This window comes from Nonomuraea sp. NPDC052634, from assembly GCF_040678535.1.
In the GTDB taxonomy this organism is placed as follows: Bacteria; Actinomycetota; Actinomycetes; order Streptosporangiales; family Streptosporangiaceae; genus Nonomuraea; species Nonomuraea fastidiosa.
On sequence record NZ_JBFATY010000018.1, the window covers coordinates 1 to 14,360 of the forward strand.

Genomic DNA, 14,360 nt, shown 5'->3' on the forward strand with positions numbered 1-14,360 from the left:
GGCGTATCAGATGACGTTGATGGTCGATCGCGCCGGTCAGGTGCTGACTCCGGCTGTGCGTGCCGAGCTGCGCGCCAGTCAGTCAAGGTGATGTAGGTGAGCAATTCGTGGAACAGCGGCGGCTGGGAGCCCCCACCACCGCCCCCAAGATCCGAACCGCCATCGCCGGTGCGCCCCTACGCCGTCACGGGCGGGCGGACCGCGCCCAAGCTCAAGCTGGCGATGGAGGCCCTGGTGTCGTCGGCGACCGCCGAGCACCGGGAGTTCTCCCACATCACGCCGGAGTACAAGGCGATCAGCCAGCTCTGCCTGCAGGTCAGGTCGGTGGCCGAGGTGTCGGCGCTGCTGCGGATCCCGCTCGGCGTCGCGCGTGTTCTGATCGCGGACATGGCGGCGGAGGGCCTCGTACGAGTGCACCAGCCGCAGCTCGAGGCGGGTCGACCGGACGTCAACCTGCTGGAAAGGGTGCTCAGTGGACTTCGCAGGCTCTAGCCCCGGTCTGACCTCGACGAAGATCGTCGTGGCCGGTGGCTTCGGGGTGGGCAAGACGACGTTCGTCGGCGCGGTGTCGGAGATCATGCCGCTCACCACGGAGGCCGTCATGACCGACGCCTCCGCCGGGATCGACGACCTCGGCATGACGCCGCTGAAGTCGACCACGACCGTCGCCATGGACTTCGGCCGCGTGTCCCTCGACCGCGACCTGATCCTCTATCTGTTCGGCACGCCCGGACAGCACCGGTTCTGGTTCATGTGGGACGACCTCGTGCGCGGCGCCATCGGGGCCGTCGTGCTCGTGGACACGCGGCGGCTCGCCGACAGCTTCCCCGCCATCGACTACTTCGAGGAGGCGCAGCTTCCGTTCGTGGTCGGCATCAACGGCTGGGACGGCCAGTACCCGCACAGCGACGCCGAGGTGCGCGACGCCCTGACCCTGGCGCCGCACATCCCCATGGTGCGGCTCGACGCCCGCTCCAAGGAGTCGGTCAAGAACACGCTGATCCAGCTCGTCGAACACGCATTGACGGTCAGGATGGCCGTGCCAGGTTGGAGCGGCTAGCGGAGCGGCTAGGCTGGAGTCTTAGACGTACATTCGCTTCGAGGACTGGCCAACCACGTGTTCGAGACGCTATCCGACCGGCTGACATCGGTCTTCTCCTCCCTCCGATCCAAAGGGCGGCTGTCCGATGCCGACATCGACGCCACCACCCGCGAGATCCGCATCGCCCTGCTCGAGGCCGATGTCGCGCTGCCGGTGGTCAAGGCGTTCGTCGCCCAGGTCAAGGAGCGTGCCCGCGGTTCCGAGGTCTCCCAGGCGCTGAACCCGGCGCAGCAGGTCGTCAAGATCGTCAATGACGAGCTGATCGAGATCCTCGGTGGCGAGACCCGCAGGCTGCGCTTCGCCAAGACGCCTCCGACCGTCATCATGCTGGCGGGTCTGCAGGGTGCAGGTAAGACGACGCTGGCGGGCAAGCTGGCCAGGTGGCTGCGCGAGCAGGGCCACGCGCCCATGCTCGTCGCCGCCGACCTGCAGCGGCCCAACGCCGTCCAGCAGCTGCAGGTCGTGGGCGAGCGCGCGCAGGTCGCGGTCTACGCGCCGGAGCCCGGCAACGGCGTGGGCGACCCGATCGAGGTGGCCCGCAGGTCGGTCGACGAGGCCAGGCGGCTCAACCACGACATCGTCATCATCGACACCGCCGGCCGCCTGGGCATCGACCAGGAGATGATGAAGCAGGCCGCCGACATCCGCGACGCGGTTTCGCCCGACGAGGTCCTGTTCGTGGTCGACGCCATGATCGGCCAGGACGCCGTGGTCACGGCGCAGGCGTTCATGGAGGGCGTCGGCTTCGACGGCGTGGTGCTGACCAAGCTCGACGGCGACGCGCGCGGCGGCGCGGCCCTGTCGGTGCGCCACATCACCGGCAAGCCGATCATGTTCGCCTCGACGGGTGAGAAGCTCGAGGACTTCGACGCCTTCCACCCCGACCGGATGGCCTCGCGCATCCTCGACATGGGTGACATCCTCACCCTGATCGAGCAGGCCCAGAAGACGTTCGACGAGGAGCAGGCCGCCAAGATGGCGGGCAAGCTCACCTCGGGCGAGAACTTCACCCTCGACGACTTCCTCGAGCAGATGCAGATGGTCCAGAAGATGGGGCCCATCAAGAACCTGCTCGGGATGATGCCCGGCATGGGGCAGATGCGCGATCAGATCAACTCCATCGACGATCGCGACCTCGACCGCATCGCGGCGATCATCCGCTCCATGACGCCGGCCGAGCGCCAGGACCCGAAGATCATCAACGGGTCGCGCCGGGCTCGCATCGCCGCCGGTTCCGGCGTCAGCGTCAGCGCCGTGAGCAACCTCGTCACCCGCTTCTTCGAGGCACAGAAGATGATGAAGCGGATGGCGGGCGGCATGGGCATCCCCGGCATGCCGGGCGGCCGGAGCAAGGCGGCCAAGTCGCAGAAGAAGAACAAGAAGGGGCGGCGCGTCAGCGGCGACCCGCGCAAGGCGGCGCTCGGCAAGGCCGGGTCGTCGTCCGGCGACGGCGCCAAGAAGAGCGGCGGCGTGCTGGGCAACCTCGGCGGGAAGCTGCCGCCCGGGGTCGAGCTGCCGCCGGGCTTCGACCCCTCCAAGCTCCGCCTTCCCGGCCAGAAGTAGGCTGCTTCGGGTTCGCGCCGCCCCGAGGTTCGGGGCGGCGCCGCCGTGTCTTGGCGAGCTTCGCGACGACCGTCGGCTTTCCGGGTGAGCCTGCGACGACACGCCCGGCTGCTCGATGGGCTTCACGGCGACGCGCCCGGGGTTGCCTGGCGGCCGGCCGGTGTGCGGCGGGGGCTCTGGCCTGGTGGCGGGGTGGGAGCCGCCACGCCCGGCCGGAGCTCTCGCCAGGCCGTGCCCGGCGCTCCTCGCGGCGGGCACGGCGATTCCCCGGGGATTGTCGGATCTTTGCGCCGAGCTGTGGTGACAGGTCGTGAGCAGTGCCGGGGATCTGGCAGAATGACATGTTGGAACACCGTGACCAGGCGGGTGCCCTCTCATCTCCCGCCGGACGCGTTTGTCCCTGGAGCGTCGTCGCGTCGTGCCCCACTCGGCGAGGCGCCGTTCACCCACGTGCGAATGCAGGAGAGACCACACCCGTGGCAGTCAAGATCAAGCTCAAGCGGCTCGGCATGATCCGCAACGCTCAGTACCGCATCGTCGTCGCCGACAGCCGCACCAAGCGTGACGGCCGGGCGATCGAGGAGATCGGTCTGTACCACCCGAAGGAGAACCCTTCGCGCATCGAGGTCAACGCCGAGCGTGCGGCCTACTGGCTGGGTGTCGGCGCGCAGCCGACCGAGCCGGTGCTCAAGCTGCTCAAGCTCACCGGTGACTGGCAGAAGTTCAAGGGCGAGCCCGCTCCGCCGCCGCTGAAGGTCGCGGAGCCCGCGCCTGACCGTCACGCCATCTACGAGGCCGCGGCCAAGGAGGCGCTGTCCGGTGGCGACACCGGCACGGCCGCCACCACGCCGAAGAAGTCCAAGAAGAAGGACGAGGCCGAGGCCCCCGCCGAGACCAAGACCGAGGGCGAGGCCTGACGTGCTCGAGGAGGCTCTCGAGCACCTCGTGAAGGGCATCGTCGAACATCCAGACGATGTCCGGGTCCGCGCACGCCGCATTCGCAGCGGGCGCGTCCTGGAGGTCCGGGTGCATCCCGAGGACCTGGGCAAGGTCATCGGACGCGGCGGGCGCACCGCCAAGGCGCTGCGCACGGTCGTGAACGCCCTGGCCGACGGGAAGTACGTACGGGTCGATCTGCTCGATCTGCACGAAGCAGTCCGTTAGCGTCAGGTTTCTGCGCCCTCATCGGCTTCGTACCGATGGGGGCGCTTGCGTTGATAAGAGAAGGCAGGTTCACGTGCAGCTGGTCGTCGGCCGGATAGGCCGCCCGCACGGGGTGCGCGGTGAGGTGACCGTGGAGGTGCGCACCGACGATCCCGAGCTGCGCTTCGCCCCCGGCACCGCCATCGCCACCGACCCCGCCGACCGGGGGCCGCTCGTCGTCGCCGGCCGCCGGTGGCACAAGGGCGTGCTGCTGGTGGCGTTCGAGGAGGTCCCCGACCGCAACGCCGCCGAGGAGCTGCGGGGCACCATGCTGGTCATCGACTCGGCCGACGTGGAGCCCTCCGACGACCCCGACGAGTTCCACGACCACCAGCTCATCGGCCTGACCGTGGTGACCGTCGCGGGCGAGCACGTGGGCGAGGTGGAGGACGTGCTCCATCACGGCCAGGACCTCCTCGTCGTCAAGAGGAAGGGCCAGGACGAGGCTCTCATCCCGTTCGTCAAGGCGCTGGTGCCCGAGGTCGATCTGGAGGCGGGGCGGCTGGTCGTCGATCCCCCGGAGGGCCTGCTGTGATGCGCCTCGACATCATCTCCATCTTTCCCGAGTACTTCGCGCCGCTCGACGTCTCGCTGATCGGCAAGGCGCGCGAGCGCGGCATCCTCGACATCCGGGTCCACCAGCTCCGCGACTGGACCCACGACGTCCACAAGACCGTGGACGACACGCCGTACGGCGGCGGCCCCGGCATGGTGATGAAGCCCGAGGTGTGGGGCGAGGCCATCGACGACGTGATCGGCGACGGCTCGCCGCGCATGATCGTGCCGACGCCGAGCGGGCGGCCGTTCACCCAGGAGCTGGCGCAGGAGCTGGCGGGGGAGTCGTGGCTGCTGTTCGCCTGCGGGCGCTACGAGGGCATCGACGCGCGCGTCATGGAGGAGTACTCCACGCGGCTGCGCGTCGACGAGGTCAGCATCGGCGACTACGTGCTGGCCGGCGGCGAGGTGGCGGTGCTGGTCATGATCGAGGCCGTCGGCAGGCTGCTGCCCGGCGTGCTGGGCAACGCCCAGTCGGCCGTGGACGACTCGTTCGCGCCGGGGGCGATGCGCAACCTGGTCGAGGGGCCGGTCTACACCAAGCCGCCGGTGTGGCGGGGACACGAGGTGCCCCCGGTGCTGCTGTCCGGACACCACGGAAAAGTCGCCAGATGGCGGCGTGACGAGGCGATCCGGCGTACCGTACGGAACAGGCCGGAACTGGCGGCGGCGCTCGACCCGGCGACGCTCGACAAGCATGATCGCAAACTGCTCGAAGAGCTGTCGTTTCGCCTCCAGCCGGAAGATATGGCAAACTGAATCGCTGCCGACCAACAGCGGTCGGTGCTGCGTGCCCGGGAAGAGCGACCCCGGACCCCAAGAGACAGCAAGCGCGTCCACTTCGCCGCCGTGCTCATGCCGAGTTCGGACGGGTGGACCTCCGCGTGCCCGCGAACTTTGAGGAATAGACTCTCATGCACACGAAGATCCAGGAGCTCGAGAAGGCGACCCTGCGCGATGACGTGCCGGACTTCCGCCCCGGTGACACGCTCGAGGTTCACGTCCGAGTCGTCGAAGGCAACCGTTCCCGAATCCAGGTCTTCAAGGGCTTCGTCCTGCGCAGGCAGGGCAGCGGCGCCCGCGAGACCTTCACGGTCCGCAAGGTGAGCTACGGTGTCGGCGTCGAGCGCACCTTCCCGGTGCACAGCCCGGTCATCGAGAAGATCGTCCTCGTGACCCGTGGTGACGTCCGCCGCGCCAAGCTCTACTACATGCGCGACCTTCGCGGTAAGGCCGCCCGCATCCGCGAGAAGCGCGAGACGACGGCCGCCAAGTAAAGCCTCGTTTTCCGATGGCCCGCGTGTAAGCGCGGGCCTTTCGGCTTTACAGCGGCGTTTCCTTTATGTGGAGCGACTCGTGCGTGGGTGTAACGTCGGTCGAGGGTTGTCGGGCCTAGTCATCATCTAGGCTCGTCAGCGATGACTAGCGAAAGCCAGGAGCACGGCGCTGCGCGCCGCCCTGTCGAGGACGAGGTGGACGTGGTCGCCGAAGAGACTCACAAGCCGGCCAAGGGCGAGAAAAAGGAGAAGAAGGGGTCATTCTGGAAAGAGCTCCCCGTTCTCATCGTGGTCGCCCTGGTACTGGCCCTGATCATCAAGACGTTTGTGGTCCAGGCCTTCTACATTCCGTCGGAGTCGATGGAGAACACCCTGCTCAAGAACGACAGGGTCCTGGTCAACAAGCTCGTTTACCACGTCAGGGACATCGAGCGTGGTGACGTGGTGGTCTTCTCCGGTGTCGACTCCTGGGACGGCGAGTTCCAGATGGAGGAGCCGTCCAACGCGGTCGCGGCGTTCTTCCGGTGGGTGGGCACCGCCTTCGGCGTGGTGCCCGGCGAGAAGGACTACATCAAGCGCGTCATCGGCGTCGGCGGCGATCACGTGAAGTGCTGCGACTCCCAAGGCCGCATCACGGTCAACGGCACACCGATCAACGAGGAGAGCTACCTCTATCCGGGCAACGTGCCCTCCGACACCTTCTTCGACATCACCGTGCCGGAGGGGCGGCTGTGGGTGATGGGCGACCATCGCTCGGTCTCGCTCGACTCGCGCTCCCACACCGGTGATCCGGGCGGCGGCTCGATCCCCGTCAGCCAGGTCATCGGACGGGCCTTCGTGATCGTGTGGCCGTTCGACCGGTTCGGCTCCATCGACATACCCGAGACCTTCGCTCAACCCGCGCTGCAGGCGCTCGGCGGGTCGGTCCCGCTGGTGGCCGGGTTCGGGCTGGCCGTACCCTTGGTCCTGGTTCGTCGGCGTCTGAGGAGGCGCTGATGGCCTTCTTCAAGAAGGCGGAGGGTGTGGCAAAAGAGAAGAAGAAGGGCGGTTTCCGGGAGACCGTCCTGCTGATCGTCATAGGGGTCGGCATAGCGCTGCTGCTCCAGGCGTTCGTGGTCGGGTCGTTCTACATCCCGTCGGAGTCCATGGAGAACACCCTGCTGGTCAACGACCGGGTGTTCGTCAACAAGCTCGCGGGCAAGCCGGAGCGCGGCGACATCGTGGTGTTCAAGGGCTGGAACGGCGAGGACACGATCAAGCGGGTCATCGGCGTCGGCGGCGACCATGTGAAGTGCTGCGACAAGCAGCGGCGCATCACGGTCAACGGCACCCCGCTCGACGAGGAGTCGTACCTCTATCCCGACGACTACCCTTCCGGCGACGAGTTCGACGTCACGGTGCCGGAGGGGAAGCTGTGGCTGATGGGCGACCACCGCAGCGCCTCGGCCGACTCCCGGGCCCACATGGAGGAGCCCGGAGGCGGTTTCATCTCGGAAGAGGACGTCATCGGCAAGGCCGTGGTGCGCTACTGGCCGCTGTCGCGGGGCTACCTGTTCTCCCGTCCCGAGACCTTCGACAAGGTCAAGTAGGCGTCCGCTTCAGGTCGCGGTTTGCGGCGAATGGGGCGTACGCTGCCTGTGTCATGACAGTAGCGTTCCGCCCTCGACCGAGCGTCGTCCGGCGCGATTCCGGACTCTACGCCTATGAGCGGGCGCTCGCCCGCCGCGGCCTCGCCCCCATCGCGGGCGTCGACGAGGCCGGCCGCGGCGCGTGCGCGGGCCCGCTGGTGGTGGCGGCCGTCATCCTGCGCAAGCAGGTCCCCGGGCTCGGCGACTCCAAGCTGCTGAGCCCGGTGGTGCGCGAACGCCTCTACGAGCAGATCATGCGCGTCTCCCACGTCGGCATAGTGGTCATCCCGCCTGGGGAGATCGACGCAAAAGGTCTGCACAAATGCAACGTCGCAGGAATGCGGCGAGCCGTCGCACAGTTGCCATGTGACCCGGAGTACATCCTGACGGACGGTTTCCCGGTTCCGGGGCTGCCGGCACCGTCACTGGCCGTGTGGAAGGGGGACCAGGTGGCCGCGTGCGTGGCGGCCGCGTCGATCGTGGCCAAGGTGACCCGAGACCGCATCATGGTCGCGCTCGACGAGCGCTACCCGCACTACGGCTTCGCCGAGCACAAGGGGTACGTCACACCGGGACATCGGCTGGCGCTGGAGACGCACGGCCCGTGTCCCGATCACCGTTACTCCTTCGTCACGGTGGCGAGGGGGATGGGTGAGAATGAATTGGGGGCCGGGGTTGCCTGAGCAGGCACACCGGGGGACCGGTACGACAGGAGGACCGCGATGAGCGCAGAGGATCTCGAAAAGTACGAAACCGAGATGGAGCTGCAGCTTTACCGCGAATACCGGGATGTCGTCGGTTTGTTCACATACGTGGTGGAGACTGAGCGGCGGTTCTATCTGACCAACTCGGTCGATCTCGACGTCCGTACCGCGGAGAACGGCGACGTCTTCTTCGATGTGAAGATGCAGGACGCCTGGGTGTGGGACATGTACCGGCCTGCGCGGTTCGTCAAGAACGTGCGCGTGGTGACGTTCAAGGACGTCAACGTGGAAGAGCTCGCCAAGGCGGACCTCGAGATGCCCAAGGAGGGGTTCGCGGGATAGCGCTCGCTCGCCGGGAGGAGCGCCTCTGCCGCTACGTGAGCCCCGCGCCGTGTTCTACGTGAGGCCCACGTCCTGGTCTACGTGGAGCACGCGCCGTTCTGCGTGGGCCCCGCGTCTCCACGTGAGCCCCGCGTCGTGGGCCAGGAGCGCGATCTGGGTGCGGTTGTCCAGGTCGAGCTTGGCCAGGATGCTGGAGACGTGGGCCTTCACGGTCGTGACGCCCATCGAGAGGTCTTCGGCGATGTCGGCGTTCGTACGTCCCCGCGCGATGGCCAGCGCCACCTCGTGCTCGCGCGGCGTCAGCACCGCCAGCGCGGCCCTGGCCCGCTCGTAGGCGCCCGCCTGGGCGATCGTCGGCTCCATCAGGCGCCTGGTGACGCGTGGCGACAGGATGGGATCGCCCGCCGCCACCCTCGTGACCGCCTCCACGATCTGCGGACCTCGACCGGCTGGCCGGGGGCGTGTTTGCGGGCGTAGGTGAGGCCCTCCTGGATCACCCGGAGGCGGTCTTGTCCACCGGGGTGGTGGGGTGCCGGTCACCTCGTCGCGCAGCCGTACCGGCTGTCCTGCCTCCCGCGCCTCCCCGATCAGGCCGGGCAGGTCGGCCAGGCCGGGAGGCGGCTCGAACTCGTCCCGCTCGTCGTCCTGCTCGCGCAGCAGGCTGATCACCTGCCGCAGCTCCTCCAGCGCCTGCCGCACCCCCGTACGGACCACCCCCGCCGCTCGTGCGAGCTGCTCGGGGGAGGCCTCGGGACGGTACTCCAGCGCGCCCGCGTGCGTGGCCACCAGGGACAGGCGGTGGGCCAGAACGTCGTGCATCTCCCTGGCCAGCAGACGACGCTCGGCCGCACGGGCCTCCGCCACCCGGCGGCCCTGCTCGGCCTCGGCCCGGCGGGCGCGTTCGTGCAGCGAGGCGAGCAGGGCGCGGCGCGAGCGGGCCAGCGCGCCCCAGCCGAGGAGGGCACCGTACGCGGCGCAGATCAGCAGCAGCCACCACGGCAGCGAGATGCCGGAGCTGGGCCGCCACAGGCCCTGCACCAGGTGGGCCGCCATGCCCGCGGCCGCCACCCCCGCCGCCACCGGGAACCGCCTGCGCTGCGCCACCTGCAACGCGCCCAACGTCGCCGCCGGCGTCGCCACCGGGGACAGCGTGGCCAGGAGCGTCGCGGCCAGCGCGCCGCGTACCGGCCACCATAGCTGGGCCAGGGCCGCCGCCAGGCTCGCCACCGCGACCGCCACGTCCAGCGCCCAGCTCGCCTGGTCGGCCACGGCCCACAACGTGACGCCGGTGAGCGTGCCCGTCGCCAGGATGATGATGGCGATGGCGAGAGGGTACGAGGGGCGGAACGGGTACATCGGGCCAGGCTGGCCCGCGCGCCGGACAGGGCATCACCTACCAAAGTCGGAGACGTCCCCCACCGGGGGAGGGGGCGTCGCGACCTCGCGCCCGATGCGGTGGGTAGGGGCGCTCGGTCATGGTTGGCGGCATGAACGCTCCTACTCCAAGCTCACATGCCTCCGTCCGAACGTCCACACGAGGGCCGCTCGGCTCCGTCAGAAGACCCTCGCCGTGCTCGTCGCCGCCGCGATCGCCCTGGCCGTCTGGGCTCTGGCGGTGCCCCTCGCCGGGATCGTGCTGTCCGTGCGGATGGGGGCCTCTCGGCGGTGCCGTGGGCGGTGCGGCGATGTCGGTGCTGGTCGTGATGCATCTCGTCGTGGGTGCCGTCCTCGTGGGCGGGCTGGTACGGCGGTGAGCCCGGTCGCTTCCCGGTCGCGTACAGACAGGAGAACCCCATGACGGTCCTCGCCCGAGCGATCGACGTCACGCGCCGCTACGGCGAGGTGCGCGCGCTCGACGGCGTCTCGCTCGACATCCGGGCGGGCGAGCTGGTCGGGCTGCTCGGCCCGAACGGCGCCGGCAAATCCACCCTCATCAACCTCTTCACCGGTCTGCGCAGGCCGACGTCGGGCACGGTCGAGCTGCTCGGCGGTGCGCCGGGCGACCCCGTGCTGCGGCGCGGTATCGGCGTGACTCCGCAGGAGACCGGGCTGCCGGAATCGCAGCGGGTGGGCGAGATCGTCTCGTTCGTCGCCGCGCACTTCCCCGATCACGCTGACACGGCTGAGCTGCTCGCCCGCTTCGGCCTGGATGGCCTCGCCGGGCGGCAGGTCGGCGGGCTGTCCGGCGGGCAGCGGCGGCGGCTGGGGGTGGCGCCGGCGTTCGTGGGGAGACCGTGGAAGGTGTTCCTGGACGAGCCCACGACCGGGCTGGACGTCGAGGGCCGGCGGGCGCTCTGGGACGGCATCAGGGCGTTCCATGAGGAAGGCGGCACCGTCCTGCTCACCAGCCACTACCTGGAGGAGGTCGAGGCGCTGGCCCAGCGGGTCGTGGTCGTCGGGCATGGCCGTGTGCTGGCCGACGGCACCATGCGGGCCGTGCGGGGCATGGTCGGCACCCGGCGGGTCTCGTTCGCCTGTGATCGGCTGCCCGAGCTGCCCGGTGTCCTCGCTGCCGAACGCGTGGACGGTCGTGCCGACCTGGTCGTCAGCGATCCCGACCGGTTGGTGGTGGAGCTGGTGCGGAGTGGAGTGGCGTTCTCCGGGCTGGAGATCAGGCCGGCCACGCTCGAAGAAGCCTTCCTCGCGCTCACCGCCTCCAAGGAGACTGTTGATGCCTAGTCTCGTGCTCGCGCACACCCGTTTCCTGCTCATCGAGCAGATCAGGACCCCGATCGGGCTGCTGGCCGCCGCGTTCTTTCCGGCCGTGGCGATGGTGGCGTTCGTGGTGCCGTACGCGGGCCAGGACGCCGCGGCGGCGACCACGGCGACAAGCTCGCTGATGCTGTTCGGGGCCATGTCGTCCGCGCTGATCGGGCTCGGCACCGCCGTCGCGCAGGACCGGGAGCAGCCGTGGAGCCCGTACCTGCGCACCCTGCCGGCGGGGCCGCTGCCGCGCTTCGCCGGGCGCATCCTGTCCACGCTGGCCGTCATGCTGCTCTCGGTGATCCCTGTGCTGGTGATGGGGGCGCTGTTCACGGAGGCGGCGGTCACACCGGGCAGACTGCTGCTTGGGGTGGGGGCGCTGGTGGTGGCCGTGGTGCCGTTCATGCTGATGGGGCTGGTCGTCGGGTACGTGCTGGCGTTCAAGGCCGCCATGGCGGTGGCGCAGCTGCTGTTCTTCCCCATGGCGGTGCTCGGCGGGTTGCTGCTGCCGCCGCAGGTTCTGCCCGGGTTCGTGCAGGTCGTCTCGCCGTACGTGCCGGCCAGGGGTGCGGCCGAGCTGATCTGGTGGGCCGTGGCCGGGACCCTGCCTGAGGTCGTGCCGCTTGTCATGCTCGCGGTGTGGACGGTGGGGATGGCGGTCGCGGCGGTGTGGGCGTACCGGCGGGACGAGGGCAGACGCTTCTCCTGAACGCGCCCGCAACGACGTACACGAAGGGGTGCCCCACCGCTACGAGGGGCCCGCCGATACGAGGGGTCCCACCGCTACGAGGGGGCCCGCCGATACGAGGGGCCCCGCCGATACGGGGGCCTACCGCTACGAGGGGGCCCGCCGATACGAGAGGGCCCGCCGATACGAGGGGGTGCCTCCACCGACAGCGCCGGCCACCGTCACTACCCGCCCCGATATTCCGCTACTGTCACCGCCCGACACGGGCAACCCAGTGCTTCCCAGGGCCTGTCCGCGGGAGGGCATGCCACCGTCGCCACCCAACAGCACCCCGACACCGCAACCGGCACCGCCCTGCCACCATCGCAGTGATCGTCACCGCTCCACCACAGTGACCGTCACCGTCACGGGCGGAGCGTTCATGCACCGCCGTCACCACTCCCAGGGCGCTCGTCCACCGCCGTCACCACTCCCAGGTTCCTCATCCACAGCCGTCACCACTCCCGGGGACACACGGACACACATCCACAGGCGTCGCCACTCTTGGACCCCTCGTCCACAGAATCCCGTTCGGCCCCTTCTCGCTGGGCCCGCATCCGCGATGGTCGTGCCACACCCCGCACCCACCGACAGGACGGAGTTCGGCAATGGCCACGGAGAGCAAACAAGAGCTGGGCAAACGCGGCGAGCACCTGGCGGCCGCCTACCTCAAGTCGCAGGGCATGCGCGTGCTCGAACGCAACTGGCGCTGCCGCCACGGCGAGATCGACATCATCGCCGAAGAGGGCCGCACCCTGGTCGTGGCCGAGGTCAAGACCAGATCGAGCAGGTCACACGGCTCGGCGCTGGAGTCGGTGAGCCGGGTCAAGCTGGCCAGGCTGCGGATGCTGGCCGCCATGTGGCTGGCCGGCCAGTCACGTTCGTACGAGTCGGTGCGGGTGGACGTGATCGCCGTCGAGCGCTTCGCGGGCGACTTCTCGCTGCGTCACGTACGCGGGGCGATCTAGATGGCCGTCGCCCGTACGCGAAGTGTGGCGCTGGTGGGGGTCGCGGGCCGCACGGTCGAGGTGGAGGCCGACGTGGGCAACGGCCTGGCCGGCATCCACCTCATCGGCCTGCCCGACACGGCGTTGAGCGAGGCCCGCGACCGAGTCAGGTCGGCCATGGTCAACAGCCACTACCCGTGGCCCGACGCGCGCATCATCGTCAGCCTCTTCCCGGCCAGCCTGCCCAAGCGCGGTTCGCAATTCGATCTTGCCATCGCCGTGGCGATACTCGGGGCGGCGGGCGTGGTCCCCGCCGAGCGCATCGCGGAGCCGTTCTTCCTCGGTGAGCTCGGGCTAGACGGCCGCATCAGAGGCGTGCGCGGCGTGCTCCCCTCCGTCTTGGGGGCGGCCGGCCACGGCGACGTCACGGTCGTGGTCCCGGCGGCGAACACGGCGGAGGCCGTGCTCGTGCCCGACGTAAAGGTGGTCCCCGTCAGCGATCTGCGCCAGCTCGTGGAGTGGCTGCGCAAGGGCGACGACGCGCCGAGCCCCGTCATCGAGGAGCGCGAAGAGCCCGCCACAGAACACGTCGAGCCGCTGCAGACCACCGCCGCACCCGACGTGGACCTGGCCGACGTCGTGGGCCAGCCGGTCGCCCGCAGAGCCCTTGAGGTGTGCGCGGCGGGCGGCCACAACCTGTGGATGCTCGGCCCGCCCGGCACCGGCAAGACCATGCTCGCCGAGCGCCTTCCCACGCTCCTGCCCGACCTGAAGCTCGACCACGCCCTCGAGGTCACGGCCATCCACTCCGTAGCCGGCACCCTGCCGTCCGACTCTCCGATGATGTCGCGCCCGCCCTTCGTCAGCCCGCATCACACGGCCACGGCGGCGGCGATCATCGGTGGCGGCAGCACGACCGTACGCCCTGGGGCCGTCTCGCTGGCGCACCGGGGCGTGCTGTTCCTGGACGAGGCGCCCGAGTTTCAGCGCAGCGTGCTCGACGCCCTGCGGCAGCCCCTGGAGTCCGGGCAGGTGACGGTGTCGCGATCGGTAGGGTCGGTGACGTTCCCCGCCAGGTTCATGCTCGTCCTGGCCGCGAACCCGTGCCCCTGCGCCCAGGCGGACGACCAGAAGGACACCTGCCGGTGTACGCCGACGGTCAAGCGCCGCTACATCGGCAGGCTCTCCGGGCCGCTGCTCGACCGGATCGACATGAAGGTCATGGTCGCCCGGTCGTCACGGCGGGAACTGCTGGCCGATCGCCAGTTCGTGGAGAGCAGCAAGGTCGTGGCGGAGCGCGTACTCGCCGCCCGCGAACGCGCCGCCGCCCGCCTGGCCGGCACCCCGTGGCGCTCCAACGCCGAGATCCCGTCCTCTGTCCTGCACGCGAAGTTCCGCCCTTCCGCCGACGCCATGCGTCCCATGACGGCCTGCCTTGACGCCGGCACCCTCACCGCGCGCGGCCTCGACCGCGTGGTCCGCGTGGCCTGGACCCTCGCCGACCTGGCCGACAAGGACGCCCCCGGTCAAGACGAGACCAACACCGCCCTGGGCTTCTGGCTCGGCACCCACTCCTGACCCGACAGATTCGCTGCCTCAAGGAGCACCC

Annotated in this window: 16 protein-coding genes and 3 pseudogenes; 17 read left to right on the top strand and 2 right to left on the bottom strand. The window is 69.6% G+C overall.

The features are described from left to right. From AB0K67_RS38615 to AB0K67_RS38675, 13 genes and pseudogenes are all read left to right on the top strand, one after another. Nucleotides 1–91, top strand: a pseudogene (locus AB0K67_RS38615) (roadblock/LC7 domain-containing protein); the annotation flags it as partial. Nucleotides 92–168: 77 nt separating this feature from the next. Beyond that, complete coding sequence (locus tag AB0K67_RS38620) at nt 169–492, top strand: DUF742 domain-containing protein (protein ID WP_364070260.1); 324 nt, start codon at nt 169–171, stop codon at nt 490–492. A gap of 7 nt (nt 493–499) precedes the next feature. Beyond that, nucleotides 500–1,060, top strand: coding sequence for an ATP/GTP-binding protein (locus tag AB0K67_RS38625; protein WP_364070263.1), 561 nt, complete (start codon nt 500–502; stop codon nt 1,058–1,060). Nucleotides 1,061–1,117: 57 nt separating this feature from the next. Then, nucleotides 1,118–2,665 (top strand): signal recognition particle protein, encoded by a 1,548-nt coding sequence (gene ffh / locus AB0K67_RS38630; protein WP_364070076.1) that lies wholly within the window; start codon nt 1,118–1,120, stop codon nt 2,663–2,665. Nucleotides 2,666–3,141: 476 nt separating this feature from the next. Beyond that, the gene (gene rpsP / locus AB0K67_RS38635) at nt 3,142–3,582 is read left to right on the top strand and encodes a 30S ribosomal protein S16 (RefSeq protein ID WP_364070078.1); all 441 of its coding nucleotides are present in this window, start codon (nt 3,142–3,144) and stop codon (nt 3,580–3,582) included. A gap of 1 nt (nt 3,583) precedes the next feature. Beyond that, nucleotides 3,584–3,829, top strand: a complete 246-nt coding sequence (locus AB0K67_RS38640; RefSeq protein ID WP_043634919.1) for an RNA-binding protein — start codon at nt 3,584–3,586, stop codon at nt 3,827–3,829. Between the two features lie 73 nt (nt 3,830–3,902). Continuing rightward, the gene (gene rimM, locus AB0K67_RS38645) at nt 3,903–4,403 is read left to right on the top strand and encodes a ribosome maturation factor RimM (protein WP_364070080.1); all 501 of its coding nucleotides are present in this window, start codon (nt 3,903–3,905) and stop codon (nt 4,401–4,403) included. After that, a complete protein-coding gene (gene trmD, locus AB0K67_RS38650; RefSeq protein WP_364070082.1) occupies nt 4,403–5,182 on the top strand; it encodes a tRNA (guanosine(37)-N1)-methyltransferase TrmD in 780 nt (259 codons plus the stop codon). Before rimM ends, trmD begins: the two co-directional genes overlap by 1 nt. Nucleotides 5,183–5,337: 155 nt before the next feature. Continuing rightward, nucleotides 5,338–5,700: a 50S ribosomal protein L19 gene (rplS, locus tag AB0K67_RS38655; protein ID WP_364070084.1), complete on the top strand. Its 363-nt coding sequence runs from the start codon at nt 5,338–5,340 to the stop codon at nt 5,698–5,700. A gap of 141 nt (nt 5,701–5,841) precedes the next feature. Next, nucleotides 5,842–6,696: a signal peptidase I gene (lepB, locus tag AB0K67_RS38660; protein ID WP_364070086.1), complete on the top strand. Its 855-nt coding sequence runs from the start codon at nt 5,842–5,844 to the stop codon at nt 6,694–6,696. After that, nucleotides 6,696–7,289, top strand: a complete 594-nt coding sequence (gene lepB, locus AB0K67_RS38665; protein ID WP_364070088.1) for a signal peptidase I — start codon at nt 6,696–6,698, stop codon at nt 7,287–7,289. The genes lepB (AB0K67_RS38660) and lepB (AB0K67_RS38665) overlap by 1 nt, the downstream gene beginning before the upstream one ends. 53 nt (nt 7,290–7,342) lie before the next feature. Next, nucleotides 7,343–8,011 carry a ribonuclease HII gene (locus tag AB0K67_RS38670; RefSeq protein ID WP_364070090.1) on the top strand — a complete coding sequence of 223 codons (669 nt, stop codon included), beginning with the start codon at nt 7,343–7,345 and terminating at the stop codon, nt 8,009–8,011. Between the two features lie 39 nt (nt 8,012–8,050). Beyond that, nucleotides 8,051–8,374: a DUF2469 domain-containing protein gene (locus AB0K67_RS38675; RefSeq protein ID WP_364070092.1), complete on the top strand. Its 324-nt coding sequence runs from the start codon at nt 8,051–8,053 to the stop codon at nt 8,372–8,374. A 54-nt stretch (nt 8,375–8,428) separates the two neighbouring features. Here the strand turns inward: AB0K67_RS38675 and AB0K67_RS38680 are convergent. Both AB0K67_RS38680 and AB0K67_RS38685 read right to left on the bottom strand, forming a co-directional pair. Then, a pseudogene (locus AB0K67_RS38680) lies at nt 8,429–8,809 on the bottom strand (response regulator transcription factor); the annotation flags it as partial. Between the two features lie 267 nt (nt 8,810–9,076). Beyond that, nucleotides 9,077–9,730, bottom strand: a pseudogene (locus AB0K67_RS38685) (histidine kinase dimerization/phosphoacceptor domain-containing protein); the annotation flags it as partial. Nucleotides 9,731–10,168: 438 nt separating this feature from the next. Here AB0K67_RS38685 and AB0K67_RS38690 point away from each other — a divergent pair. The 4 genes from AB0K67_RS38690 to AB0K67_RS38705 all read left to right on the top strand — a co-directional run bounded on the left by AB0K67_RS38690 (nt 10,169) and on the right by AB0K67_RS38705 (nt 14,329). After that, nucleotides 10,169–11,053 carry an ABC transporter ATP-binding protein gene (locus AB0K67_RS38690; protein ID WP_364070095.1) on the top strand — a complete coding sequence of 295 codons (885 nt, stop codon included), beginning with the start codon at nt 10,169–10,171 and terminating at the stop codon, nt 11,051–11,053. After that, nucleotides 11,046–11,786, top strand: a complete 741-nt coding sequence (locus AB0K67_RS38695) for an ABC transporter permease (RefSeq protein ID WP_364070097.1) — start codon at nt 11,046–11,048, stop codon at nt 11,784–11,786. Before AB0K67_RS38690 ends, AB0K67_RS38695 begins: the two co-directional genes overlap by 8 nt. A 626-nt stretch (nt 11,787–12,412) precedes the next feature. Continuing rightward, complete coding sequence (locus tag AB0K67_RS38700; RefSeq protein WP_364070099.1) at nt 12,413–12,772, top strand: YraN family protein; 360 nt, start codon at nt 12,413–12,415, stop codon at nt 12,770–12,772. Continuing rightward, on the top strand, nt 12,773–14,329 hold the full coding sequence (locus tag AB0K67_RS38705) for a YifB family Mg chelatase-like AAA ATPase (RefSeq protein WP_364070102.1): 1,557 nt from the start codon (nt 12,773–12,775) through the stop codon (nt 14,327–14,329). The last annotated feature ends 31 nt before the right edge of the window (nt 14,330–14,360 follow it).